Genomic DNA, 23,139 nt, shown 5'->3' with positions numbered 1-23,139 from the left:
TGGCCGACCTTTCGCGACGAGTGAACCGGGCCTGATTCGCGGCAACATGATCAGCGATCTTGGAAGAGGCAGGTTGTCGCGCGTCTGGTCGCACCGTCCCCAATTCCTGCATCTGGGGCTTTTTATTACGGCCTATGTCCTGGGCTGCGGCTTCGCCCAGTCGCTCGCAATCATACCTGGAACAGGGATTTCCATTTGGCCTCCGAGCGGGCTTTTCATCGCTACTCTTGTCTTCGCCTCCAGGTATAGCTGGCCGTGGTGGGTGCTGGGGGCCTGTGTGGCAGAACTGTTCAGCAACTTCTTGTGGTTCCACACTCCGCTGCCCGCAGCCTTCCTGATCTTTGCCGGCAACGCTCTTGAAGCGGTATCCGGCGCATGGCTTGTGAACCAGACCTGCAAGCGCCCAGTTCGGCTGGAAACGTTGCGGGACGTTCTCGCATTCGTCGTACTGGCCGCTGGAATTGCGCCAGTTGCAAGCGCAACGGTGGGAAGTGCGGCGCTTGCTTGGTTTGGCATACAATCGCAAACCTTTGTGACGGCTTGGCCGCTGTGGTGGATCGGAGACGCGACGGGAGTCCTGATCGTAGCGCCACTGGCGCTGGTCGTGTTCCAGAACTGGCGCGGCAAAGCGCAGCTCTCGGCAGCGCGATGGATGGAAGCTTGCGTCCTGGGGCTGATCTTTCTTGGTATCGCCGCCCTTTCCTTGAGCGGCTATCTGCCCTTCGCCTACATCATCATGCCGCCTCTTCTTTGGGCCGCGGTGCGTTTTGAGTTCAGAGGCGCCGCCGTAGCATTGACCGTCCTCGCTCTGATCACGGCGGTATTCACGATATCCGGCGCCAGCCAATTTGCCGGCGATCCCGAGTCCCAGAAGCACAACCAGATCATGCTGCAGCTTTTTCTGGCCATCTCTGCATTTTCGGCGCTCGTCGTGGCCGCCATTTCCAGGCAGCATCAGGCGGCGGTGCTCACTTTGCGCCAAAGTGTGGAGACCTTGCGGGAGCGGGAGCGAGAACTCTCGTTGCTGGTCGAAATGATCCCCGCTCACATCGCCCGCATGGCGCCCAACGGCGAACCAACCTTCTTCAGCAAGCGCACGACAGACTATATCGGCCTCAACGACATCGCGGACTGGGACGAGCCGGGCACGAGCCGCCTGGCGACCTTGGTCGCGGCAGCCGTCCATCCCGACGATGGACCCAGGATGAGAGAATGGCTCAGCCGCTCGCTCGCCACCGGCGAACCCTATCCCATAAGGTATCGCCTGCGTCGCGCGGACGGCGTGTACCGCTGGAGGGAGGGCCGCGCCGAGCCGCTGCGGAACCAGAGTGGGACGATCGTGCAATGGTACACGGCCAGCATCGACATCGACGATGAGGTGCGCGCGCAGGAGGCATTGCGCGACCGGGAGCGGGAGCTCTCACAGCTTGTCGACATGGTTCCGAGCCACGTTTGGCGCCTGACGCCGGACGGCGAGCCGACCTTTTTCAACAAGCGAATGGTCGACTTTCTCGGCCTTGACGTAACGGATTTGGACAAACAGGGCATCAGCCGGCTGGCGGCGATGATAGCGGCCATCGTCCATCCGGACGACGCAGCAGCATTCGGCGATACGCTCAGTCACTGCCTCGCCACCGGTGAGCGCTTCTCCATGAGGTATCGCTTGCGCCGCGCCGATGGCATCTATCACTGGATGTCGAGCCGGGCGGAGCCGATGCGCGATCACGCTGGCCTGATCGCGCAGTGGTACGGCCTCTGTCACGACATAGACGATCAGATGCAAGCCGAAGAGGCCCTGCGGCGGAGCGAATTGCAGCTTCAGCAGATGATCGACGCTGTGCCGGTCCGCATTTGGAGCGCGGTGCCGACCGGCGGGCCGGTCTACTTCAACAAGCGATACCAGGACCATTTCCGCGCCGTCATCGCCAATTTCGAAACACTCGGAGAGCCGCGCATCGAGGAATTGCTGCAAGAACTGGTTCATCCCGAAGATGCTCCCGAGGTGCTGCGCACGTTGCTGAGCTGTTTCGAAACAGGCGGCGGTTCCGCGATGCGGTTTCGCTGGCGCGAAACAGATGGCTATCGCTGGGCGGAGTGCAGGGTGGAGCCGCGGCGTGATGAAGACGGGGCGGTTGTGCAATGGTACGGGGTTTCCCTCGACATCGACGAAGAGGTGCGCGCCCAGGAAGCGCTGCGACAAGCCTCCGACAAACTCGCGCAAGCCACTCAGGCTGCAAGTCTCGCCGAGCTTTCCGCTTCGATCGCGCACGAGGTGAATCAGCCGCTGGCCGCGATCGTCGCCAATTCCCATGCATGCCACCGTTGGCTGTCCGCCGCCCCTCCGAACGTCGAACGCGCGAAGATTACGGCCGAGCGCATAATCCGGGACGCCAATTCGGCGGCGGACGTCGTCGGCCGCATCCGCGCGCTGTTCAAGCAATCCACCGAGACGAGGACCAATGCGACGCTCAGCAGTGTCATCACAGAGGCACGCGACCTCGTGGCCGAGGAAGCGATGCGGCGGGGCGTTCGCACCAGCGTTGATGTCGGAAGCGACAGTCCGCTAGTCGCGTTCGATCGCGTCCAAATCCAGCAGGTTCTGGTCAATCTCATCCGCAACGGCATGGAGGCGATGGACTCTGGTGCGGATGACGGAGTTATCAGCATCCGCGTGCGCCATATCGGGGATGTTGTCCAGACCGAAGTCAGAGATCGCGGCCGGGGCATCGAGTTTCCCGACCGGATATTCGAACCGTTCTTTACCACGAAAGAGCAAGGGATGGGCATGGGACTAGCGATCTGCCGTTCGATCATCGAGTCGCACAGCGGGCGTTTATGGGTCGAGAAGAACGAACCACGTGGAGCGACGTTTATCTTCACGTTGCCGATTGAAGCGAAAGCGGCGTCATGACGACGGACGGCCAAATTGTCTTCATCGTAGATGACGATGAACGCATTCGGGAGGCGCTCAGCGAGCTGCTGGCTGCACACGGCATGTGTGCCGTAGCGTTCGGATCGGCGGGCGATTATATCCGCGCTGACAAGCCGGACGTCCCTGCCTGCCTCATCCTCGATATCGAGTTGCCGGATATTAACGGCCTCGATCTGCAGCGGCAGATTGCCGAGGGCGATCATCCACCGATCGTTTTCCTGACGGGACATGGCGATATCCCGTCCTCGGTGCGTGCGATCAAGCACGGCGCCGTGGATTTCCTGACTAAGCCCTTCAGCGATGCAGACCTCATGGCCGCAATCCATGCGGCGATTGCCCAGGATCGGGTACAGCGATCGGAGCGCGCCGAGCTGGGCGTGTTGAAGCAACGTTATCTCGAGCTGACGCCGCGCGAACGTGAGGTGCTGCCGCTGGTGGTCAGCGGTCTGCTCAACAAGCAGGCGGCCGCTGAACTGGGGATCAGCGAAGTTACGCTGGAAATTCATAGAAGGAACGTCATGCAGAAGATGGTCGCGGCGTCGCTCGCCGACCTCGTTCGCATCGCCGAGCGATTGGGAATACCGATCACGCACTCGCGCCGGGCAGGGGGGAACTGAGGGTGAGCAAGCGGAGGCCTGTCGTGGCGATTGTCGACGATGACCCAAGGCTGCTCGAGTCGCTGGAGGACCTTCTGGAGTCCGCCGGCTATGTGGCCCGCAGCTTCTCGTCGGCAGGGTCGTTACTGGTCAGCGGCCTGTCTGGATTGGACATGCTTATCACCGACATCGGGATGCCCGGCATGGACGGCTTTGAACTTCGCGACTTGGTCAAGAAGGCGCGTCCGGATCTGCCTGTGTTCCTGATCACCGGCCGCCACGAGATAGTGGATCAGCACCGCGCCAAGGGCATTGGCAGGCTTTTCCGCAAGCCGTTCGATGGCCAGGCACTGCTTACGGCGATCGGCGACGCTTTGCGCAACCCAGAAACGGAGGCTAAACATGAGAGTTGACCAATTGCCCTTACCGAGATCGACGCCGTCATCACAGCAGCGAAGGGCTGAAGCCGAGCAGCCGCTGGTCATCATTGTCGATGATGATGCCTCTGTTCGGGAGGCGCTGTCTGAATTGATCCTGTCGGCGGGTTTCCTGCCGGTGTGCTTTACCTCAACCCGTGAATTGCTTGACGCCGACGTGTTGGAGAGCCCCGGCTGCTTGATCCTCGACGTGCGCATGCCAGGGACGAGCGGTCTCGATCTGCAGCACCATCTTGCGAAAAACGGCAACCCCAAACCCATCATCTTCCTGACCGGGCATGGCGACATCCCGATGACTGTCCAGGCGATGAAGGCCGGCGCCGTGGACTTTCTCACCAAACCGGTGCGGGATCAGACGCTGCTTGACGCTGTGATCGCCGGCATTGCGGTGGATGCCAAGCGGCGGGCGGATGCCGTGATCGTCAAGCGCAACATCGAGCGCGTCGAGACGCTGACGCCGCGCGAGCGCGAGGTCCTGCGTGAAGTGGCGCGCGGGCGCCTCAACAAGCAGATCGCCTTCGACCTCGGCATCAGTGAAGTGACGGTCAAGCTTCACCGCGGCAATGTCATGCGCAAGATGGAAGCCGCTTCCATCGGTGAGCTGATCCGGGCGTGGGAAACGCTGCCCGCGCCGATGCGCGAGGTCTAGAATTTGGCACAAGCCGATCCATGCCCCATCCAATAGGATCGCCCGGCGCGCCGGGCCATTTCAGGTGCTTTCTCAGCGCGCCCAGGCCTTCCTGCCTGTTGATACGCTCGTCCTGCTGCGGGTGATCCTGATGTACATCGGTGGTCCTGTTTGGTGTTTCGCGGCAAGGCCCGCGCCAAACATCGGTTACTACTGAGCGGCGCTCTTTGGCAGCGCCAGCCTGACCGAAAAACGCGCAACATTTCATGCAACAGCAACTGACGCCGGCCATGCCGCGTCGGTCCCCGCGCCGCTACCCAAGCCTAATTGACGTGTGTCTATAAGAGCTTGCCTTAGCCCGGCCCTATCTTCGGCGTGCCTGCCCTGCACCTTGGCATCGTATGACAGATGCCTCCGTAGAGTAGGTTCGCGGCCCGGATCGGTGCATCCTGTTCCTCGCAAGCCATCACGACCGTCGCGTTTCTACCGCTCCTCGCTCGCTCCTCCCCGAACGCGACCGCTCAGGCCGACTCGACGGTCGTGATGGTGAGCAGGACGTTCAAAGCACATGGATGGACACGATGAACAAAGACGGACTTTTCTCCGTCGGCGGATCTCGCCGCGATGTCATGTTGGCAGGCCTGATCTCTACGGCAGCCGCCGGACTGCCCCGCGCTGCTTCGGCAACGAGCCGAAAACAAAACCTTCCCTCTTCCCCCTCAATCAAAGGAACCAAGACGATGAGCACCATCACGACCAAGGATGGCACCGAAATCTACTACAAGGATTGGGGCAAGGGTCCTGTCGTCACGTTTTCGCACGGCTGGCCGCTGAATTCCGACGCCTGGGACGGCCAGATGCTCTTTCTTGCCCATAACGGCTTTCGCGTCGTTGCGCATGACCGGCGCGGCCATGGCCGATCGAGCCAGGCCACGTCCGGCAACGACATGAACGGCTATGCGGACGATCTTGCAGCCGTGATCGAGGCGCTGGATCTCCGGAACGCCACGCTGGTCGGCCATTCGACCGGAGGAGGCGAGGTTGCTCGCTATATCGGACGGCACGGGACGAAGCGGGTGGCCAAGGCTGTTCTTATCGCCGCTGTTCCGCCGATCATGGTGAAGACGCCGGCCAATCCGGAAGGCCTGCCGATCGAGGTATTCGACGGCATAAGGGCTGGCCTCGTCAAGGATCGGTCGCAGTACTACCGGGACCTCGCACCGTTGTTTTATGGCGCGAACAGGCCAGGCGCCAAGGTTTCCCAGGGGACTCTGGATCAGTTCTGGCTCTGGAGCATGCAGGCGGGTCTCGTGAACGCGTACGAAAGCGTCAAGGCGTTCTCCGAGACCGATTTTACCGAGGACCTCAAGAAATTCGACGTACCAACCCTCGTCCTGCATGGCGAAGACGACCAGATCGTCCCCGTCAAGGACTCGGCAGTCAAGTCGGCCCGATTGATCAAAGGCGCAAAGGATATTTATTACCCCGGCGCGCCCCACGGGATCACGGCCACGCACCAAGATCAGGTCAATGCTGACCTGCTCGCCTTCATCAAAGGATAGCTTCTGTCGGCTCATGTCCCGGATTGTGGAACCGAACCACTGCGCCATCGAGCTGGAGCGCTGGCAGGGGCGCGAAACATATGCTGCGCCACGGCTGCCACTCGGGCAACTGCGCCTGTGCAGCCCGGAGGCGATCGCCGGCGTTCGACACTACGTCGCGCTGTCGGGGGTCGCCGCCGCGCGCTTGTTCTGCCTTGATGGCCAAAGCGCTCTCCAAGACGTCAAACTGGCTAAGCACCGGGAGTTTATCAATCGCTAGCCGTTTGCGATTGCCGCTCATTTTGGCGGTCTCAATTAGGCGTGAAATTTTCTTGGCCAGCAGTTGCGACTATCGCAGCAGCACCGGCGCTATTTTTCGAAGGCAGGAACGAAATGGGCGTACTCTTGGGCAAGATCGCGGTGGTCACCGGCGGGAACAGCGGGATCGGACTATCGGCTGCAAAAATCTTTGCGGCCGAGGGCGCGCAAGTCGTCATTACAGGCCGCCGGCGGCAGGCGGTCGAGGAAGCGGTCGCACAGATCGGGGCAGGCGCGCTGGGCATTCAGGGAAATGTGGCCGAGGTGTCGCACCATGACGAGGTAGCGCAACAGATCCGTCAGAGGTTCGGGGCGCTCGACATCTATATGGCGAACGCCGGCATAAACACCATCACGCACTCGGCCGACGTCTCCGAGGCGGAATATGATGCGCAATTTGCCGTCAATACGCGAGGCGTCTTCTTCGGCGTCCAGAAGCTGATTCCGATCATGCGGAATGGCGGCGCAATCATCCTCACAGGCTCGCTGGCCAGCGAGAAGGTTCTGGACGGTCATGCTGTTTACGCGGGCTCGAAGGCGGCCATAAATGCCTTTGCGCGCGCTTGGGCGATCGAACTGAAGTCTCGCGGCATCCGGGTCAACGTGCTCAGCCCAGGTCCGGTGGATACGGCTATTCTCGATAAGCTAGGCATACCGTTTGAGCAGCGCGGGCTGTTTGAAAAGGCGATGGCAGAGGCAATACCCCTGGGCCGGATGGGGCAGCCGGAAGAGCTGGCAAAAGCCGCCCTGTTCCTTGCCTCGGACGCGAGCAGTTTCGTAACGGGCATCAATCTGCGGGTCGACGGCGGGATGGCAGTGCTCTGAGCCACGACTGCGATGTCGTCGCGCCAATAGACTTCCGAATAAATGGCTGAGCAATCGGTCATCCTCAAGACGATTTTCCGGGAAGCTGCCGCACGAGTCGCGCCAAATAGGTCGGAGGCGAGACGTTTTGTCGACGTGCCGCAAATTGAGCCACGTAAGCAGCAAGTCGCATTGCAGGGATCGACGCGCAAGAGAGAAGTCGGCTCGCCGATACGGCGGAAGGACCGAGGTCTCGCCCCGGTCCTTCAATTTTCTGTAGGTCGGGATCAGTGACCCCAGATGCCCTGGCCATATTCATCGTTGGGAACAGTCGGCTTGCGTACGGTTTTCGGCACCCCGATATCATTGTTCATTTTTTTGATCGAGGATGTATACATGTTGTAAGACGCAGTCGCAGGCTGCTGGGATCCGTTTGATCCATAGTGGTCGCTTCCGGCAGTGGCGCTTCCTGCTGTAATAACAAGCACGGCGACAGCAAGGACTGTCATTTTCATTTCAGTAACTCCATTGATGGCTTGGATGGTATTCACCCATACAAATATAAATGTCGTGACGCAGCGACACGATCAGACGGTCCGGCTGTTTGATCCATACGAAGGCATTGGGCGATTCAGGCCGAAGGCCAGGGACTATGTCGTTGACGAGAGGAGGCTTTGCGGCGCGCCCTCAGTGTCTGTTCCGGCGACCGCCGACAATGCACACCCGGCATAGATACCTCAATTTGCTGCAGGGCACCTGATCTCCCCGGTGACCTACCCTGCACCTTGGCATTGTATGACAGACCCTTCCGCACAATAGGTTGGCGGGCCGCGTCGGCGCATTCTCCTGAGCATTGGTCACCACAGGCGACACGGGAGAAAGCAAATGCGAAACATAACTCGAGTCCTGGCCCTCACCGCAGCGCTTGCCGCGTCGGGCGGCGGGATGGCGCAGGCCGCGAATTCTCAGCCCAAGCCGACGATCGTACTGGTGCACGGCGCCTTCGCGGAATCGTCGAGCTGGGATGCAGTCATCACCAAGCTCAGCAAAGACGGTTATGTGGCGATAGCCGCAGCTAATCCGCTCCGCGGCGTTGCCAGCGATGCGAAAGCAGTCTCAGCCATCGTCCGGTCGGTTTCCGGGCCGGTCGTGCTGGTGGGGCATTCCTATGGCGGGCCCGTCATCACCGAGGCCGCCAATGGCAATCCCAATGTGAAGGCGTTGGTCTACGTGGCGGGTTTCGCGCCCGATACGGGCGAATCGAGCCTTACGTTGTCCAGCATGTTTCCCGGTAGCACCTTGGGGAGCGCGCTTGCTCCAGTCGTGTTGCCGGACGGCGGACAAGACCTCTTCATCGAGCCGGCCAAGTTCCGCGCGCAGTTCGCCGCCGACGTTCCGCAAGAGCAGACTTTGCTGATGGCTGCCACTCAACGCCCTGTTGCGCAGGCGGCTCTGGCTGAAGCCTCGGGCGTCGCCTCATGGAAGACGCTGCCGTCCTACATGATCTACGGCTCGGATGACCGCAACATCCCGGCAGCCGTCATGAGCTTCATGGCCAAGCGTGCGCACGCGGTAAAGACCGTCGTCATCGAGGGTGCGTCCCACGCGCTCATGGTTTCGCATCCCGACGAGGTCACGTCACTCATCGAGGATGCTGCTGCATCGGTCAGTCAGTAGCAGGCCGGAAACGCCCAGCATCCGATCGAGCAACGAAAATAGACACGCAACACCAGGAGACCAGACATGAAGTTCGTCGTCATCGGCGGAACCGGGCTGATCGGTTCAAAGACCGTGGAGAGACTGCGAAACAAAGGCCACGACGTACTTGCGGCGTCGCCGAATTCGGGCGTCAACACCGTTACGGGAGAGGGTCTGGCGGCCGCGCTTGCCGGTGCGCAGGTCGTCATCGACCTCGCGAACTCGCCGTCGTTCGAGGAAAAGGCTGCCCTGGAGTTCTTCTCGGCATCCGGGCGTAATCTTTTTGCCGCCGAAACGGCCGCCGGCGTCCGTCATCACGTGGCGCTGTCGGTCGTCGGTACCGACCGGCTGCAGGGCATGGGCTATTTCCGCGGCAAGTTGCTTCAGGAAAAGCTGATCAGGGAGTCCGGAATTCCCTACACCATCGTTCACGCCACTCAATTCTTCGAATTCACCGCCGCCATCGCAAACACGGGCGCCGTCGGGGATACCATTCATATGTCGCCGGCCTACTTCCAACCCATGGCGGCTGATAATGTTGCCGATGCGATGGCGGACGTCGCGCTTGCCGCGCCGTTGAACGGCATGATCGAAATTGCCGGCCCGGAGCGTGTTCGCATGAGCGAACTTGTCGAGCGCTTCCTGAAGGCCACCAAGGACCCGCGCAAAGTCGTCCCGGATCCCGGCGCGCTCTACTACGGCCAAGTGGCAATCGACGATCGAACGCTGGTGCCCGGCGAGAACGCGCGCATCGGCGCCGTGCGTTTCGATGATTGGCTCAGCCGATACACACCACCGAAGTAAGTAATCATCGGATAGGCCCGCCATTCGCACAACAAGGAGACCAGACATGATCAAAACACTTCTCTGCGCCGCGCTCACCGCCGCTTCCGTCACCGCAGCAATGGCCAATGACGCCGCCAGCGTGAAGCTTGTCTACGACCAGGCTCTGCCAAACGTGCCCGGCAAGAGCATGAAAGCCGTGCTCGTCGAGTACGCGCCTGGGGGTACGTCGCCGGCTCATACCCATCCCAAATCCGCGTTCATCTATGCCACGGTCCTGCAGGGGGCGATCCGAAGCCAGGTCAATGACGGGCCGGTGAAGACTTATCGCGCCGGCGAGAGTTTCTCGGAATTCCCTGGCGACCGTCATGCCGTCAGCGAAAACGCCAGCAAGACGGAAGGCGCTCGTCTGCTTGCTATTTTCGTCGTCGACACCAGCGAGACGGAACTGACGACGAACGCGAAATGAAATCGTAGCCCCCAGGACCATCGGGGCGTACGCGAAGGGACGGTCAGTGACATGAATTCGATCGCCATCCGCACACTTGCGGGGATTTTGGTCCCCGATACTCCGCTTGTTGGCCGAGCGATCGAACATGCCCGCGCTCGATGTGAACCCTACCTGTTCAACCACGTGGTCCGATCCTGGCTTTTCGCGGCCCGGATCGGACAGATTCAGAATATCCAGCACGACGCGGAGGTTGTTGCGGTTGCAACCCTGTTGCATGACGTCGCGCTCAATGAGGACTTCGCCGGGCCGCGCCGTTTCGAAGTGGAAGGCGCCGATCTCGCCCGCGCCTTCGTTCGGGAGGGCGGCTTCGACGAGCGGCGCGCCCAATTGATCTGGGACAGCGTCGCCCTCAACTCGACGCCGTCGATTGGCCTCTACAAGGAGGCTGAGGTGGCGCTGTGCACAGCCGGCATCTGCCTCGATGTCGTCGGCTTGCAATACAGCCTCGTTTCGTCAGCCGAGATTGCAAAGATCGTTGGCGAATTTCCGCGCCTCGGGATGAAGCGGCGGATGACGCGATGCTTTTGCCATATCGCCGAGATCAGGCCCGAAACCACCTACGACAACTTTGCCCGGGACTTCGGCGAGCGCTTTGTTTCAGGCTACAAGGCGACTTCGGCAGTTGATCTTGTGATGAACGCTCCCTTTGAAGAGTGAACGCAGTTTCGATCCAGGTTCTATCGACACCGGTCGGTTCAGCCTTGCCCTTCAAGTGACCCAAACGCTGTGCGTCTGTCGGATGCATGCGGCAAAGCGAATTGCCGAGGGCAGCGGTCAGGTGCCAATTTCCACCTCCTATACTTCGGTTTAGGCGCCCCAGCCCAATCGAGTGGCAATACATATCATCGGCACGATAGCAACAGTTCCTCTCATCGGTCATCCTTACGCTGCAATGGATTGCAAACACCTCAAGGAGATAAGTAATGAATATTGCAGCGCCACCGGTCGCTCCGAAAGGAAAAGCCGTCGCCCAACGCGCGAGTTATGCGGAGCAGTCGCCGGAACTTCTAAAGAAATTTATTGAATTTCTTGGTGCGACGCGAGAGGGGTCGATCGAAGAGCCAATCCGCGACCTTGTTGCAGTCCGAGCCGCGCAGCTGAACGGGTGCACCTTCTGCCTCGATATGCACGTCAAACAGGCGAAGATCCATGGCGAGCGCGAACTGCGCCTTTACCACCTGGCAGCCTGGCGGGATTCGACCTTGTTCGTTCCTCGCGAGCGCGCAGCCTTGGCATGGACGGAAGTCTTGACCAAGCTGCCCGAGCAGGGTGTCCCCGACGAGATCTACGATCGAGTCAGGTCGCAGCTTTCCGAGAAGGAAATCTCCGATCTGACCTTCGTTGTCATGGCGGTCAACTCTTGGAACCGTCTGAATATCGGCTTCAAACCCGTCCCGGGCTCGGGCGATGCGAAGTTTGGCCTGAGCAAAGCAGCACTGAGCTAATCTTTGGAATGGGTCAGAATGGCGCTTGTTTGCGCGCCATTCTGACCGGCCGGACGAAGGCGCCGAGCTCGGCAACCAACACTGGAACCGATCCCAGCCCCGCGGCCGCGGCCGCGAGGCGCTCTCAGGAGGGCGTCATGCGAATTGACAATCTGCATCCAGTAATATCGGCCCGTCTCATGGTGGTCGATGTCGACGCTCCACTCCGCAGTGCGGCACTCTCACTTTCCAGGCCCGCAATAGGCCTGGTCGTGGTGTGCCACGGCAGTGGGGAGGCGGCAGGCGTGCTGAGCAAGTCCGACCTTGTCCGCCATCTGGCGAATTCAGGGCCAACAGAAGCGCCGATTGCGGCTTTGATGAGCAGGTCCATCGTGTCCTGTGGTCCCGATGATGATCTTCATTCAGTCTGGCAGACCATGGCCGCGCAAGGCCTGCAGAATGTGCCGGTGCTCGGGGCCGACTCGAAACCGCTAGGCGTCCTCGATATCCGTGATGCGATGAAGGCGCTCTTCAAACAAGAGGAACTGCAGGAACGGCTGCTTGCCAACTACATCAGCGGGATCGGCTATCAATAGAGCATCGTCTCGCGATTGAATATACGGAAGTATGTATCGGCGTCTTCTTAGATATAATGGAAAATAAAAGCCATAAATTATAGCGTGTTGAAGCCAATAGGTGCCGACTTAGCCAGCGGGGAACGAAATGTTTCGTCCGGACATAAAAGAAGATGTCTTCGACGGCCCGCCCGATGGCCCTGGAAGTGGTATGTCCGTGCAAATGTCGACGGCCGGCATCGTCCATGACCTGGGCAATCTCATTCAGGTCGCCTCGTCGGCGTTGAACCACCTGGCCCGCGATCCGAGCATCCAAGCGGCTCCGGCGCTCGGGCCTGTAATAGCCGGCGCCAAGACGGCTTTGGAGCGGGCTGGTGGCCTTGTCCGGCAAACCATCAGCCTGGCCCGAGAGAGCCACGCGGAAATCGAATACACAAACGTAGGTGCTTGCCTGGCTGAGATCGAAACCCTCGTACGGAGCGCCTTGGATGCCAATTTCGGTCTTGAGCTTCGGGTTGGGTCCGACCTGCCTTTGGTGAGATGCGATCGCTTTGGATTGCAAAATGCGGTTCTGAATCTTCTGTTCAACGCGCGCGATGCAATGCCTGACGGCGGTTTCATCTCGATCGATGCCGGCTTGGCCTCTGAAAACTCTGCCGCCGGTCAGGTAGACATCCGCGTCGCGGACAACGGTATCGGGATGACCAGCGAGACGATGGTCTGCGCCTTCGATCCGTTCTTCACCACCAAAAGCGAAGGCCTCGGCGGCGTCGGTTTGCCGATGGTGAAGCACTTTGCCGAGCAATCAGGCGGAAGCATCGATATTCAGAGCACACTTGGGGCAGGCACGACCGTCACTCTGCGGTTGCCTGCGATGCGATAGCGGCCCGCCAATCTGCCTCCGGTGACAAACGTGACATACAATCGAGAGATAAAGATGGATGCACAAGTCGTCGAAAACGTCCAACAGCACCGTTTCGAGCTGCCGATCGCCGGCGATATGTTTGCGGCGGCCTATTATCGGCTCGAGGGCGGGAAGGTTGCGCTGATACACACCGAAGTCCCGTCGGAATTTTCCGGACAAGGGATCGCGTCGCAATTGGCCCAAGGAACCTTCGAACTGCTCCGCAAGACCGGCCGTAAAGCGATCTTGAAATGTCCCTTCATGAGCCGCTTTTTCGCCAAGCACCCGGACTATGCAGATGTCGTCGGCGGCTAGTCATGGGCACGAATGTTGAGGGTTTCCCAAGGATCTATCCAAATGCCTGACGAGTATGATTTGCAGAGATTCGTCAGCGCACAGGATCCGGTCTACGACGACGCGCTGGCCATTCTACGTCGAGGGATGATGTGCACTCCCTACATGGAGTTCATCTGCCCAAGGTTGGCCACAAGGCGAAGTGGTACAGCGCCTGAGCCATATGCAATCACATCGCTCGACGAAGCCAGCGCCTATCTCTCGTTTCCGATCCTCGGAGGCCGTTATCGGGAATGCGTTGGCACCCTGCAACGGCTCTCCGGCCTAAGCGCTCGCGCTGTCTTCGGTGACGTTGATGCGAAGAAGTTGCACGCGTCCCTCACGCTGTTTTCCGAAGCAAGCAACGACGAGTTCCTGCTCGAGACAATCTTCGACGTCTGGTTCGACGGTTTGCTCGATGAGGAAACGATGAACGATCTCTACTTGATGTCGTAGTGGTCTGCCTGCGCCACCCGGCGTAAAGCTGTCGCGGCGCTGAGGTCACCATCCGCTGCCTTATCCCTCACACGCTGCATCTGGTAGAGGCATGAGCTCGTGCTCTCCCGGCACGCCGGGGAAGCGGCGTTCGCGCCAATCCGCCTTTGCCTGCTCGATCCGTTCGGCTGAAGAGGAGACGAAGTTCCAATAGATACGACGTGGCTCGGCCAGGGGCTCACCTCCTATCAACATCAGTCTCGCCGCATGGAAGGCAGGCGCCTGCAGCACAATCTCAGCGCCGGGCGCCAGAGCTACTAATTCGGCCTCATGAAACGTACCGAGTTGGCCGACAATTCCAACCTCACCGGCGACGATGTAGATCGCACGCTCACGGTGTTCGGGTTTCACCTGGTAGCGCGCACCGCTCGTGAGCACAATTTCGGCATAGACCATGTCGGAGAACGTCCTTACCGGCGAGACCAACCCGTCGGACGCGCCGGCGATCAACGTAAACTCGACGCCGTCGGCACAGATCCTCGGTATTTCGGGAGCGCCAAAATGTGCGACGTCGGCGGCAATTTCTTCATAGCGGGAGGGGAGGGCGATCCAAGCCTGAGCGCCGAAGAGATTGCTTGCCGACGCCCGGACTTCCGGTGGCGTGCGCTCGGAATGGACGATGCCCGACCCGGCCGTCATCCAGTTGACCTCGCCAGGACGGATGGTCTGCACTTTTCCCAAATTGTCGCGATGGACGATCTCGCCATCGATCAGGTAGGTCACGGCCGCAACGCCGATATGCGGATGCGGTCCCATATCGAAACCGTGACCTGCGTCGAATATAGCGGGGCCGAAATGGTCGAACAGGATGAAGGGCCCGATCATCAGGCGATCCGAGGACGGCAATACGCGCCTTATCTTCAGTCCGTCCGCAAAATCACGGATAGCTGGCTGGATGAGTGTATCGATGCCTGTGATACCGCTTTGGCGGATGGTCATGGATCTCTGTCCTTCTGCATGCCTTGTCAGCCAGGTGCTCGAACGCGCTTGAACGAAGCGGCTCGAAAGACTGTCTGAATGGCTTTGAGGAGCGCGAATTTGGAGCTCGCGTGGTGCTGTCCGGCGATGCCGCTTTCATTAAAAGCCGACACCCTCATCGACAGGATCGCGGCAAGATCTTCGGCCATTTCGGGCCTGTCGTGCAGCAGCGGCGCAAAGCTTTCCTGGTCTATGTCGTAAACCGTGACAGGGGTCATTGCCCGCAAACTCGACATCTCGCCAATACCGGCGAGCAAGCCGGTCTCGCCGAAGAAATCGCCAGGTGCAAGCCGGGAGATCTCCTGCAGTTGATCATCGTCCTCGCCAATTTGCCGGACGATGACGCCCGTCCGAACGATCATGAGCGACGGCAGCATCTCTCCCTGTCGTGCGATGATTTCGCCCTTATGGTAGGTGCGAACCGAGGCCGCTTTGGCGAGCGAACCCTGCTCGGTATCCGTTAGCGCCGAGAATACCGGTATGGAATTGATGAGTTCGATCGGGGTGAAGCCTTGGGAGGCCGTCGTCTCGTGGCCCGGCCGGTTGGTCATGGCAATCGAGCCTGAAAATGGCTCCGCCAGCAGCATGCCGGTCGACTTTGAATGGCGATAAATGAGATCGAAGATTTCGTTCCGAGCGGCACTTCGCTGGTCGATACTTGCGACGCGAAAAAACAACTCGATCTCGATAGCTGTGGCATCCAGGCTTCTGATGGTGACCGAAGGCGAAGGGTCCTGGAGGATCGAATTGCAGCTCAGCAAGACAGTGCGCATGAGGTCTACGATGATCGCCGGCGTCTTCGTTGGCGCCACCTTGACGGTTACGGCAAGTCCATGGCTCTCGTCCGGACCGCTTAGATTTGTTACCCCGATCTTGGCGAGAAGGCTGTTTGGCAGCGCCACGACATTGTGTGTCGGGGTCAGAAGTTGGGTCGACCGCCAATTGGTCTCGATAACGCGGCCTTCGGTTCCGTCGCCCAGAATGATCCAGTTTCCAAGCACGTAAGGGCGGCCGAGGTTAAGCGCGATCGCCGAAAATACGTCACCAAGCGTATTCTGGAGCGCCAGTCCCAGGATGACGGCAAACACGCCCGACGTGGCAATGAGCGTTCCGACCGGCACTGCAAAGACAAACGCCAGGATCGACAGGAACATTCCAGCGTAGACGACACCGACCACGACGTCCTGCAGGAGACGTGCCTCGCGCGGCTTTCGCTCGAAGACGAGATAGATACGGACAAATCCGATCAGCGCCCAGGCAAGGTGAACCCACCAGAGCAGCTTGACCGAGCCGATGAGGATCGCTCCTCCGGTTGTCTCGTTGTCCCCTGCGGCCTCGTACGGCACGACGCGCAGGTGGAGAACCATGGCCGACATCGCGACGAAAAAGGCGAGTTGGACGACCAGCTTCGCATTGGCGAAGCGTCTGGGGATGAGAGACCAAACGACGATCCCGGCGAGGCCGAGCAACACGATGTAGACCAGAGGAGAGTTCCACCAGTTCATGAACGATCACCGCGATGCCCGGTTCAACGTTTGGTCTCCGGCCCGGCGATCGGGCCTCTGGCGCTGGCCTTGTCTTTTTCGAGAACTGCTTCGGTGATCGAATTCGGCAGCCGTCGCGGCTTTTCGATCAGCCCGAGCACCGGCATGGCGATGATGAAGAACGCAAAATAGTAAAGCGTCGCCAGTTGGGACATGACGACGTATGCGCCTTCCGCCGGCCGGGAGCCGAGCCAGCCGAGAAAGAGGGCATTGGCAACGAACAGCCAGAAGAGCACCCTGTACCAGGGCCGATAGACCGCCGAGCGCACCTTCGAGGTGTCGAGCCACGGCACCAGGAACAGCACGGCGATCGAGCCGAACATCGCGAGCACGCCGCCGAGCTTGGAATCGATCGGCCCGATATTGAAGGTGATGGCCCGCAGGATCGCGTAAAACGGCAGGAAGTACCATTCCGGCACGATGTGGGCCGGCGTCTTCAGCGGATTGGCGATGCTGTTGTTGTCGGGATGGCCGAGGTAGTTCGGCAGGTAGAAGACGAAATAGGCGAAGAAGAACAGGAACACGAGGATGCCGAAGGCATCTTTGACGGTGGCATAAGGCGTGAAGTCCACGACATCGGTTTTCGATTTGACTTCGATGCCGGTCGGATTGTTCTGGCCGACGACGTGAAGCGCCCAGATATGCAAGGTCACCACGCCCACAAGCACAAATGGCAGCAGGTAATGCAGCGCAAAGAAACGGTTCAGCGTCGGATTATCGACCGCGAAGCCGCCGAGCAAAAGCTGCTGGAGCCAGTCGCCGATCAGTGGGACGGCGGTGAAGAAGCTGGTGATGACAGTAGCGCCCCAGAACGACATCTGTCCCCAAGGCAGCACGTAGCCTATGAAGGCCGTCGCCATCATCAGCAGGAGGTTGGTGCAACCGAGCACCCACAGCAGCTCACGCGGCGCCTTGTAGGAGCCGTAGTAAAGCCCGCGGCAGATGTGGATGTAGACGGCAATGAAGAAGAACGACGCGCCGTTGGAATGGAGATAGCGCAGCAGCCAGCCCGAATTCACGTCGCGCATGATCTGCTCGACCGAGTTGAAGGCCAGCCCCGTATCAGGGGCGTAATGCATCGCAAGCACGATGCCGGTCAGGATCTGTGAAACCAGCATGATCGTGAGAATACCGCCGAACGTATAGGCATAGTTCAGGTTGCGCGGGACGGGATAGACGATGAAGCTGTCATAGACCAGCCGCGGCAGCGGCAGGCGGGCGTCGAACCAACGTTCGATTCTGGTTTTGGGCGTATAGGTCGAGTGTTTGCCGCCGCTCATCGAAATGCCCCCTGCCTCAGCCGATACGGATCTTGGTGTCGGAAACGAATTGGAACACCGGCACCGCCATGTTCTCGGGTGCCGGCCCCTTCCGGACGCGGCCGGCGGTGTCGTATTGCGAACCATGGCAGGGGCAGAACCAGCCGTCGAAATCGCCTTCCTGACCATGCGGGATGCAGCCAAGATGGGTGCAGACCTGGATCATCACCACCCAGGCTTCCTTGCCCGGCATAGTTCGATTGGCGTCGGTTGCCGGCGCATCGGCCGGCAGGTTGGCGTTGCGGGCAATTGGATCCTTGAGCTCGGCGAGACTGACTGCCTGGCCGTCCTTCCTCTCTTTTTCGGTGCGGTTGCGCACGACAACCGGTTTGCCGTGCCAGTCGATGATCAGCGACGTTCCCGGCGTCAGCGAGGAGACGTCGACCTCGATCGCGGCGGGCGCCTCGACGCGCAATGTGTGCTCGGCTGTGGAGGTTTCGGAAAGGTCGGCCATGATGGCGACTCCTATTGTCGGAAGCTGCGTCATCGCGTTGGTGGCAATCGAGCAAAAGCAGACCACGGCTTTCGCGTTTCCAGTCTGCTCGGGCCGCGCGGAATATGCCGGCCGTGGCCGGGTGTGAGCCATCGTGCCAACGGCACGTGCGTCCAATACTTTCGTTTAGGATTTCCTGAGCGAAGGACTGGCCGGGCTGGCGATGATGCCATCATGGAAGGTTCTGGATTCCTCCAGATAACCGTTGGCCGCTGAGCTGGCATACGTCCCGGCATTGCGCACAGCGATCCCGAACTTCACCCGACCATACCTCGGCATAGGCACGTCTAGCTGTCGGTGTCGTAGTCGTCGTCTCCGCCAAGTGCGAGTTTCTGGAGCGGTTGTCTCGCGTGGCGCGGGGCAGGTTTTCCGCTCGGCGACGACCAATTGCGGGATTCAATCGGGTTCAGAAAGGGAAAAGCGGTGAAACTCTACTACAGCCCTCTCGCCTGCAGCCTGGCGGACCACATCGCTCTGGAAGAGGCCGGTGTTTCCTTCGAGCGCGAAAGTGTGAACCTCAAGACCAAACGGACAGGCTCCGGGGATGATTTCACTACCGTCACGCGCAAGGGCTATGTTCCAGCCCTCGTGCTGGATAGCGGCGAAACGCTGACGGAAAATATCGCCGTCCTCGACTGGATTGCGTCGCAATACCCGCCACTGGCAGTGGCGGGGCCGTTGGGCCGTACCCGCCTTCTCGAAGCGCTGACCTACGTCTCAACTGAAATACACCGAAGCTTCAAGCCGATGTGGCACCAAAGCAGCGATGCCGAAAAGGCCAGGGCGAGCGCGACGATTACGAGCCAACTCGAGTTCGTCGCTGACGGGCTCGAGACCGACTATCTGTTCGGCGACAAGCCCAGCGTCGCGGATTTTTATCTTTTCGTGATGCTGCTTTGGGCGGCCCGCTTCCAAGTCCCTGTTCCCGCGCCTTTGCAAGCCCTTCGCGTCCGAATGGCTGCCCGACCGGCCGTGCGCATCGCAATGGATCGTGAGGGCCTCGTCTGAAGCCGAGGGCGACTTCGAGCATAAGACCAGATGCAACATGTCCTCTCGCCCAAACAGAAGATCAGGAGTCATTCTCATGCTGCCGTTCCTGCGGATGCTAAATCTACATCCAGCCGCTTCCAAGCGCGGGGACGGCCTAGGTCTCGAATTTCTGAAGAGGGAAATCGAGGAAACGCTTGACCTGACCGGCATTCAATCAGAGTTCGCCGCACTGCCTCCTGGCCGAGTGTTACAGTGGTTGGTCCGCCGCCCGCAGTCACCATCGAAATAGGCAACATTTCCTGTCGGCCGATGAGGCGGGCGGTCCGGTCGTTCCTGCTTGTTGGTCATTACAGAGGCTTCATCATGAATGCGAGTAAGGCTCCCGACACGGTCGATCATCGCCGCCGGCGCATTGTTGGTGCTGCAGCAATGACGTTCGCCGCCACCGAACTCGGCTTGAGCGAGCCGGCGGCCACTTGGACGGTCGAGGCGAGGGCATCTGCTACGCAAGCCACGCAGAAATCATTCGGCTCGCTCGGGCAGGTCAATGCCGGAAATCTGAGCGTCGGATATGCGGAGCTGGGGCCCGCCGAAGGTGCCCCAGTGATCCTGCTTCATGGCTGGCCTTATGACATTCACACCTACGCCGATGTCGCTCCCCTGCTTGCCGCAAAGGGGTACCGCGTGATTGTGCCCTACCTGCGCGGCTACGGCACTACGCGCTTCCTGTCGGACGAGACGATGCGCGACGGCCAGCAGTCGGCGCTCGCCGCGGATACGATGGCCCTGATGGATGCGCTGGGGATCGAAAAGGCCACGATCGCCGGCTGCGACTGGGGCGCTCGAACGGCCAATGTCGTTGCCGCGCTCTGGCCTGAGCGTTGCAACGCGATCGTCTCGGTGAGCGGCTATCTCATCGGAAATCAGCAGGTCGGCATGGTGCCGCTGGCACCGGAGGCGGAGCTTCAATGGTGGTATCAGTATTACTTCGCCACGGATCGCGGCCGCGCCGGCTACGAGAAATACACGCGCGATTTCGCCAAACTCATCTGGCAACTCGCTTCGCCGCAGTGGAATTTCGACGATGACATCTTCCAGCGCAGCGCCGCAGCACTGGACAACCCGGATCACGTCAGCATCGTCATTCACAATTACCGCTGGAGGCTCGGCCGAGCCGGAATATGACGTTCTGGAAAACCGGCTGGCCGAAGCTCCCGTGATCACAGTGCCGACCATTACCCTTGAGGGCGATGCCAATGGCGCACCCCATCCCGACAGCAGTTCCTACGCCAAGAAATTCTCGGGCAGATACACGCACCGGATCATCACCGGCGGTATCGGCCACAACTTGCCTCAAGAAGCCCCGCAAGCCTTTGCCCAGGCTGTCATCGACGTCGGCGAATACTGATCAAAATCCATGACGTGCCCCCGACCGTAAGGAATAAAACGGGAAGAGTCCTGGTTCTCGGCACAGCCTCCGGTCCGCTTAGGCGAGAACAGCTCTCCCGCCGACCCAGACCGACGCGATGTTGGCCCTGGAAGCGGAGTAGACGATCTTCTGAAGGATGCCGTCGCCGTCGTCGAGTTCGTCCCACAGGTGAATTGTGCCTCTGGGCGCGGCGGTGTCGACCAGGATCGCATCGAAATGGTAGCCAGGCGAGAATCGCCCCACAGGCAAGCCGAGTGCCACGCCACCGCCTGCCGTCGCCAGGTGGAAGGACTCGCGAAAGTCGACGCGTGCTGTTCCGGCCGTGCCGCGCGTCTCGGCCGCTAGCGCCGGGTCGGTGCCGGTTTCCAGCATGCGCGACGACATGACCGTCGCGCGCATCGCATCGAACATCGAGGCGCTCGGTCCCCCGGAAATGTCGGTGCCGAGCCCGACCTTGACACCCTTCTCGAGGGCCGCCCTCAACGGGAACACGGCGCCTGCGAAGTAGGCGTTGGAGACGGCGCAGTGCGCCACGGCCGCCTTGCGCACGCGGATCGTCTCCATGTCGGCAAGCGTAATGAAATTGGCGTGCGCGAGCACGCTGCCGGCGCGCAGCAGGCCAAAGCGATCAAGGCTAGACGTGTCGCTGATCCCGTGGCGCTGCAGCACGTAGCCATGCGCCCAGTCGCTCTCCGAGCAATGCGTCTGCACATGGCAGCCGCATTCCTGCGCAAGCGTGCCGAGCCCTTTGAGGGCGGCGTCGGTACAGGAGGGGATGAAGCGCGGCGTAATGACCGGCTTTACCCGTCCCGTGGCATTGTCCGGATGCCCATGCACGTAGTCGATCAGAGCGCGCGTGCCATCAATGGCCGCGTCCGCCGAGGTATCGCGATAGTAGGCCGGGCACTCGTCGGGATTGTCCATCGCCACTTTGCCGACCAGCGCACGTTGCCCCCGTTCGAGGCAAATGTCGACGAGCAGCCTTGTCGCGTCCTGGTGGATGGTTGCGAAGTAGAGCGCTGTGGTCGTGCCGTTAGCGATCAGGTCGTCGACCAGCAGGCCGTAGCTGCGCCGCGCGAAGGCGAGATCGGCGTAGCGCGCCTCCAGGGGAAACGTGTGTTTGTGGAGCCAGGCCTCGAGCGGCACGTCCAGCGCCCTGCCGAGCTGCGGATATTGCGGCGCGTGCACGTGAAGATCGACGAAGCCGGGCAGCAGATAACTCTGCGCCGGCAAGGTCGCCAGCGAACCGGTCCGGCGCGCGGCCTCCAGCGCCTCGCCATAGCCGGCATCATGCGGATGCAGCACCGAGGCGATGATGCCTGATTGATCGATTGCGATCAGGGCATGGAGCAACTCTTCCACGAGCCCGCGCTCCGGCGCGTGAAAGCCGCTGGCCAGAAGCGTCTTGCCGCTCAGGTCGCTCACCTGTCCTCCGCCGAAGAACAGCTACGCACTGCCGTCGCGAAGCGCCAGAGCGCGATTGCCCGTCCGTCGATGCCGATGACAATATCGGAAGGGCTGCCGCTCATGCGGCTTGCGCCGTCGTGCCGTAGGTGATGCCCTTCTCCTTCAGCCAGCGGCGATAGGCGATCGACGAGCCGTCGGCCCGCGTCGGGATTTCCGCGCGCGGCTCGAGCGGCAAAAGAAGTGGCCGCTGGTTCTCCAGGATGATGCGGTCCTGCAGGAAGATAAGCTGCTGGAACTGCACAAGTTCGGTCGTGGTCGATACGTCGTCGATCAGGAACATGACGGGGTGCGCGCGGCAGCGGTCCGGATCGAGGGGCTGCACGAACAGACAGATCACGTCCCACCGGGTAGCCGAGTTGGGGCAGGTCTTGTAGAGCATCACCGCGAAAGGATTGGCGACCCGGTACATGTATTGGGTCATGATGCCGCCGGTCGCCGAGAGTGCTGCCTGCGGCTGGAAGAATTCGCAGTTGGTCGCCCACACCTCGTCCACGTCGCGGCGGATTTCGGTTGTGTAATGCCGCACTTCCGTGTGCGGCTCGGCGCCCAATATGTCGGTATGGACGAAGGGGAAATGCGCCATGTCGAGGAAATTCTCGACGATGCGCAGGCCGGACGCCTTTACCGCGATCGCTCCGCAAACGACAGGCCGGCGATCGTCCTCATAGGCCTCCGGGATCGACAGCACATCGCCGGCCGGCATGCCGAGCGTGATCCATAGATAGCCGTAGCGTTCCTTGGCCGGGACTTGGCTGCCGTCGCCGGCACGCGACACATTGACCGGGCCTGCCGTATCGCGGGCTACCAACAGATCGACGCCCAGAAGCCGGTTCGGCATCGTGCCGACCGGAATCTCGTTCAGCGCGTCAATGCAATACCATTGGTCGAGGGCCGCCTGCTCCGCAGCTCGCTTAATGGTCATTGTTGCGTCCTTCCTGTG

General features: G+C 60.6%; 25 protein-coding genes and 1 pseudogene. 19 read left to right on the top strand and 7 right to left on the bottom strand.

Features of this window, described 5'->3' with window-relative positions:
- The first annotated feature begins 73 nt into the window (after positions 1-73).
- From NKI72_RS02140 to NKI72_RS02110, 7 genes are all read left to right on the top strand, one after another.
- Entirely contained in the window at positions 74-2,911 is a 2,838-nt protein-coding gene (locus NKI72_RS02140) for a sensor histidine kinase (RefSeq protein ID WP_352849881.1), read from the top strand.
- The gene (locus tag NKI72_RS02135; RefSeq protein ID WP_352470618.1) at positions 2,908-3,549 is read left to right on the top strand and encodes a response regulator transcription factor; all 642 of its coding nucleotides are present in this window, start codon (positions 2,908-2,910) and stop codon (positions 3,547-3,549) included. The genes NKI72_RS02140 and NKI72_RS02135 overlap by 4 nt, the downstream gene beginning before the upstream one ends.
- Positions 3,550-3,551: 2 nt before the next feature.
- Complete coding sequence (locus NKI72_RS02130; protein WP_352849861.1) at positions 3,552-3,941, top strand: response regulator; 390 nt, start codon at positions 3,552-3,554, stop codon at positions 3,939-3,941.
- Positions 3,931-4,614, top strand: a complete 684-nt coding sequence (locus tag NKI72_RS02125; RefSeq protein ID WP_031211078.1) for a response regulator transcription factor — start codon at positions 3,931-3,933, stop codon at positions 4,612-4,614. The genes NKI72_RS02130 and NKI72_RS02125 overlap by 11 nt, the downstream gene beginning before the upstream one ends.
- A gap of 560 nt (positions 4,615-5,174) precedes the next feature.
- Positions 5,175-6,155, top strand: coding sequence for an alpha/beta fold hydrolase (locus NKI72_RS02120; protein ID WP_502893737.1), 981 nt, complete (start codon positions 5,175-5,177; stop codon positions 6,153-6,155).
- A 13-nt stretch (positions 6,156-6,168) separates the two neighbouring features.
- A complete protein-coding gene (locus tag NKI72_RS02115; protein WP_352470615.1) occupies positions 6,169-6,414 on the top strand; it encodes a hypothetical protein in 246 nt (81 codons plus the stop codon).
- Between the two features lie 113 nt (positions 6,415-6,527).
- Positions 6,528-7,277, top strand: a complete 750-nt coding sequence (locus NKI72_RS02110) for a glucose 1-dehydrogenase (protein ID WP_352612457.1) — start codon at positions 6,528-6,530, stop codon at positions 7,275-7,277.
- A gap of 266 nt (positions 7,278-7,543) precedes the next feature.
- Here the strand turns inward: NKI72_RS02110 and NKI72_RS02105 are convergent, their stop codons facing one another.
- On the bottom strand, positions 7,544-7,771 hold the full coding sequence (locus NKI72_RS02105) for a DUF680 domain-containing protein (protein ID WP_352612459.1): 228 nt from the start codon (positions 7,769-7,771) through the stop codon (positions 7,544-7,546).
- 370 nt (positions 7,772-8,141) lie between these two features.
- On the opposite strand from NKI72_RS02105, the gene NKI72_RS02100 reads away from it, so the two are divergent.
- From NKI72_RS02100 to NKI72_RS02060, 9 genes are all read left to right on the top strand, one after another.
- Positions 8,142-8,933 carry an alpha/beta fold hydrolase gene (locus NKI72_RS02100; protein ID WP_352849860.1) on the top strand — a complete coding sequence of 264 codons (792 nt, stop codon included), beginning with the start codon at positions 8,142-8,144 and terminating at the stop codon, positions 8,931-8,933.
- A gap of 66 nt (positions 8,934-8,999) precedes the next feature.
- Positions 9,000-9,758 carry an SDR family oxidoreductase gene (locus tag NKI72_RS02095; protein WP_352849859.1) on the top strand — a complete coding sequence of 253 codons (759 nt, stop codon included), beginning with the start codon at positions 9,000-9,002 and terminating at the stop codon, positions 9,756-9,758.
- 46 nt (positions 9,759-9,804) lie between these two features.
- Positions 9,805-10,206, top strand: a complete 402-nt coding sequence (locus tag NKI72_RS02090; RefSeq protein WP_352470610.1) for a cupin domain-containing protein — start codon at positions 9,805-9,807, stop codon at positions 10,204-10,206.
- Positions 10,207-10,257: 51 nt separating this feature from the next.
- Entirely contained in the window at positions 10,258-10,905 is a 648-nt protein-coding gene (locus NKI72_RS02085) for an HD domain-containing protein (protein WP_352849858.1), read from the top strand.
- A gap of 266 nt (positions 10,906-11,171) precedes the next feature.
- Positions 11,172-11,693, top strand: coding sequence for a carboxymuconolactone decarboxylase family protein (locus NKI72_RS02080; protein ID WP_352449835.1), 522 nt, complete (start codon positions 11,172-11,174; stop codon positions 11,691-11,693).
- Positions 11,694-11,701: 8 nt separating this feature from the next.
- Entirely contained in the window at positions 11,702-12,268 is a 567-nt protein-coding gene (locus NKI72_RS02075) for a CBS domain-containing protein (protein WP_352849880.1), read from the top strand.
- Between the two features lie 127 nt (positions 12,269-12,395).
- Positions 12,396-13,130 carry a sensor histidine kinase gene (locus tag NKI72_RS02070; protein WP_352612467.1) on the top strand — a complete coding sequence of 245 codons (735 nt, stop codon included), beginning with the start codon at positions 12,396-12,398 and terminating at the stop codon, positions 13,128-13,130.
- A 54-nt stretch (positions 13,131-13,184) separates the two neighbouring features.
- Positions 13,185-13,466 (top strand): GNAT family N-acetyltransferase, encoded by a 282-nt coding sequence (locus NKI72_RS02065; RefSeq protein WP_352449832.1) that lies wholly within the window; start codon positions 13,185-13,187, stop codon positions 13,464-13,466.
- A gap of 42 nt (positions 13,467-13,508) precedes the next feature.
- Positions 13,509-13,940 (top strand): DUF1810 domain-containing protein, encoded by a 432-nt coding sequence (locus NKI72_RS02060; protein ID WP_352612469.1) that lies wholly within the window; start codon positions 13,509-13,511, stop codon positions 13,938-13,940.
- 60 nt (positions 13,941-14,000) lie between these two features.
- On the opposite strand, the gene NKI72_RS02055 is transcribed toward NKI72_RS02060, so the two are convergent.
- Genes NKI72_RS02055 through petA form a run of 4 tightly spaced genes read right to left on the bottom strand, consistent with a single transcriptional unit; the run spans position 14,001 to position 18,274 of the window.
- Positions 14,001-14,918, bottom strand: a complete 918-nt coding sequence (locus NKI72_RS02055) for a pirin family protein (RefSeq protein ID WP_352849857.1) — start codon at positions 14,916-14,918, stop codon at positions 14,001-14,003.
- 26 nt (positions 14,919-14,944) lie between these two features.
- The gene (locus NKI72_RS02050; protein ID WP_352849856.1) at positions 14,945-16,462 is read right to left on the bottom strand and encodes a mechanosensitive ion channel family protein; all 1,518 of its coding nucleotides are present in this window, start codon (positions 16,460-16,462) and stop codon (positions 14,945-14,947) included.
- Positions 16,463-16,485: 23 nt separating this feature from the next.
- Positions 16,486-17,781: a cytochrome b gene (locus NKI72_RS02045; protein WP_352849855.1), complete on the bottom strand. Its 1,296-nt coding sequence runs from the start codon at positions 17,779-17,781 to the stop codon at positions 16,486-16,488.
- Between the two features lie 16 nt (positions 17,782-17,797).
- Complete coding sequence (gene petA, locus NKI72_RS02040) at positions 17,798-18,274, bottom strand: ubiquinol-cytochrome c reductase iron-sulfur subunit (protein WP_352849854.1); 477 nt, start codon at positions 18,272-18,274, stop codon at positions 17,798-17,800.
- Here petA and NKI72_RS02035 point away from each other — a divergent pair.
- The 3 genes and pseudogenes from NKI72_RS02035 to NKI72_RS02025 all read left to right on the top strand — a co-directional run bounded on the left by NKI72_RS02035 (position 18,273) and on the right by NKI72_RS02025 (position 20,711).
- Entirely contained in the window at positions 18,273-18,401 is a 129-nt protein-coding gene (locus NKI72_RS02035) for a hypothetical protein (RefSeq protein ID WP_352849853.1), read from the top strand. The genes petA and NKI72_RS02035 overlap by 2 nt on opposite strands.
- Before the next feature lie 335 nt (positions 18,402-18,736).
- Positions 18,737-19,321 (top strand): glutathione binding-like protein, encoded by a 585-nt coding sequence (locus NKI72_RS02030; protein WP_352849852.1) that lies wholly within the window; start codon positions 18,737-18,739, stop codon positions 19,319-19,321.
- A 345-nt stretch (positions 19,322-19,666) separates the two neighbouring features.
- A pseudogene (locus NKI72_RS02025) lies at positions 19,667-20,711 on the top strand (alpha/beta fold hydrolase).
- 78 nt (positions 20,712-20,789) lie between these two features.
- Here NKI72_RS02025 and guaD read toward each other — a convergent pair.
- On the bottom strand, positions 20,790-22,157 hold the full coding sequence (guaD, locus tag NKI72_RS02020) for a guanine deaminase (protein WP_352612484.1): 1,368 nt from the start codon (positions 22,155-22,157) through the stop codon (positions 20,790-20,792).
- Between the two features lie 100 nt (positions 22,158-22,257).
- A complete protein-coding gene (locus NKI72_RS02015) occupies positions 22,258-23,121 on the bottom strand; it encodes an aromatic ring-hydroxylating dioxygenase subunit alpha (protein WP_352470599.1) in 864 nt (287 codons plus the stop codon).
- Positions 23,122-23,139 lie beyond the last annotated feature (18 nt).

The sequence above is a fragment of the Mesorhizobium sp. M0437 genome, from assembly GCF_040321335.1.
Taxonomy (GTDB): Bacteria; Pseudomonadota; Alphaproteobacteria; order Rhizobiales; family Rhizobiaceae; genus Mesorhizobium.
Note: the sequence above shows the minus strand (reverse complement) of the source record. Positions and strands in the feature narration are given on the sequence as shown.

What these genes read in the sequence shown, in the direction of transcription:
- NKI72_RS02135 (WP_352470618.1), top strand. Translation starts at nt 2,908, where the DNA reads ATGACGACGGACGGCCAAATTGTCTTCATCGTAGATGACGATGAACGC.
- NKI72_RS02125 (WP_031211078.1), top strand. Translation starts at nt 3,931, where the DNA reads ATGAGAGTTGACCAATTGCCCTTACCGAGATCGACGCCGTCATCACAG.
- NKI72_RS02120 (WP_502893737.1), top strand. Translation starts at nt 5,175, where the DNA reads ATGAACAAAGACGGACTTTTCTCCGTCGGCGGATCTCGCCGCGATGTC.
- NKI72_RS02115 (WP_352470615.1), top strand. Translation starts at nt 6,169, where the DNA reads ATGTCCCGGATTGTGGAACCGAACCACTGCGCCATCGAGCTGGAGCGC.
- NKI72_RS02110 (WP_352612457.1), top strand. Translation starts at nt 6,528, where the DNA reads ATGGGCGTACTCTTGGGCAAGATCGCGGTGGTCACCGGCGGGAACAGC.
- NKI72_RS02105 (WP_352612459.1), bottom strand. Translation starts at nt 7,771, where the DNA reads ATGAAAATGACAGTCCTTGCTGTCGCCGTGCTTGTTATTACAGCAGGA.
- NKI72_RS02100 (WP_352849860.1), top strand. Translation starts at nt 8,142, where the DNA reads ATGCGAAACATAACTCGAGTCCTGGCCCTCACCGCAGCGCTTGCCGCG.
- NKI72_RS02095 (WP_352849859.1), top strand. Translation starts at nt 9,000, where the DNA reads ATGAAGTTCGTCGTCATCGGCGGAACCGGGCTGATCGGTTCAAAGACC.
- NKI72_RS02090 (WP_352470610.1), top strand. Translation starts at nt 9,805, where the DNA reads ATGATCAAAACACTTCTCTGCGCCGCGCTCACCGCCGCTTCCGTCACC.
- NKI72_RS02085 (WP_352849858.1), top strand. Translation starts at nt 10,258, where the DNA reads ATGAATTCGATCGCCATCCGCACACTTGCGGGGATTTTGGTCCCCGAT.
- NKI72_RS02080 (WP_352449835.1), top strand. Translation starts at nt 11,172, where the DNA reads ATGAATATTGCAGCGCCACCGGTCGCTCCGAAAGGAAAAGCCGTCGCC.
- NKI72_RS02075 (WP_352849880.1), top strand. Translation starts at nt 11,702, where the DNA reads ATGGGTCAGAATGGCGCTTGTTTGCGCGCCATTCTGACCGGCCGGACG.
- NKI72_RS02070 (WP_352612467.1), top strand. Translation starts at nt 12,396, where the DNA reads ATGTTTCGTCCGGACATAAAAGAAGATGTCTTCGACGGCCCGCCCGAT.
- NKI72_RS02065 (WP_352449832.1), top strand. Translation starts at nt 13,185, where the DNA reads ATGGATGCACAAGTCGTCGAAAACGTCCAACAGCACCGTTTCGAGCTG.
- NKI72_RS02060 (WP_352612469.1), top strand. Translation starts at nt 13,509, where the DNA reads ATGCCTGACGAGTATGATTTGCAGAGATTCGTCAGCGCACAGGATCCG.
- NKI72_RS02055 (WP_352849857.1), bottom strand. Translation starts at nt 14,918, where the DNA reads ATGACCATCCGCCAAAGCGGTATCACAGGCATCGATACACTCATCCAG.
- NKI72_RS02050 (WP_352849856.1), bottom strand. Translation starts at nt 16,462, where the DNA reads ATGAACTGGTGGAACTCTCCTCTGGTCTACATCGTGTTGCTCGGCCTC.
- NKI72_RS02045 (WP_352849855.1), bottom strand. Translation starts at nt 17,781, where the DNA reads ATGAGCGGCGGCAAACACTCGACCTATACGCCCAAAACCAGAATCGAA.
- NKI72_RS02035 (WP_352849853.1), top strand. Translation starts at nt 18,273, where the DNA reads ATGATGGCGACTCCTATTGTCGGAAGCTGCGTCATCGCGTTGGTGGCA.
- petA (WP_352849854.1), bottom strand. Translation starts at nt 18,274, where the DNA reads ATGGCCGACCTTTCCGAAACCTCCACAGCCGAGCACACATTGCGCGTC.
- NKI72_RS02015 (WP_352470599.1), bottom strand. Translation starts at nt 23,121, where the DNA reads ATGACCATTAAGCGAGCTGCGGAGCAGGCGGCCCTCGACCAATGGTAT.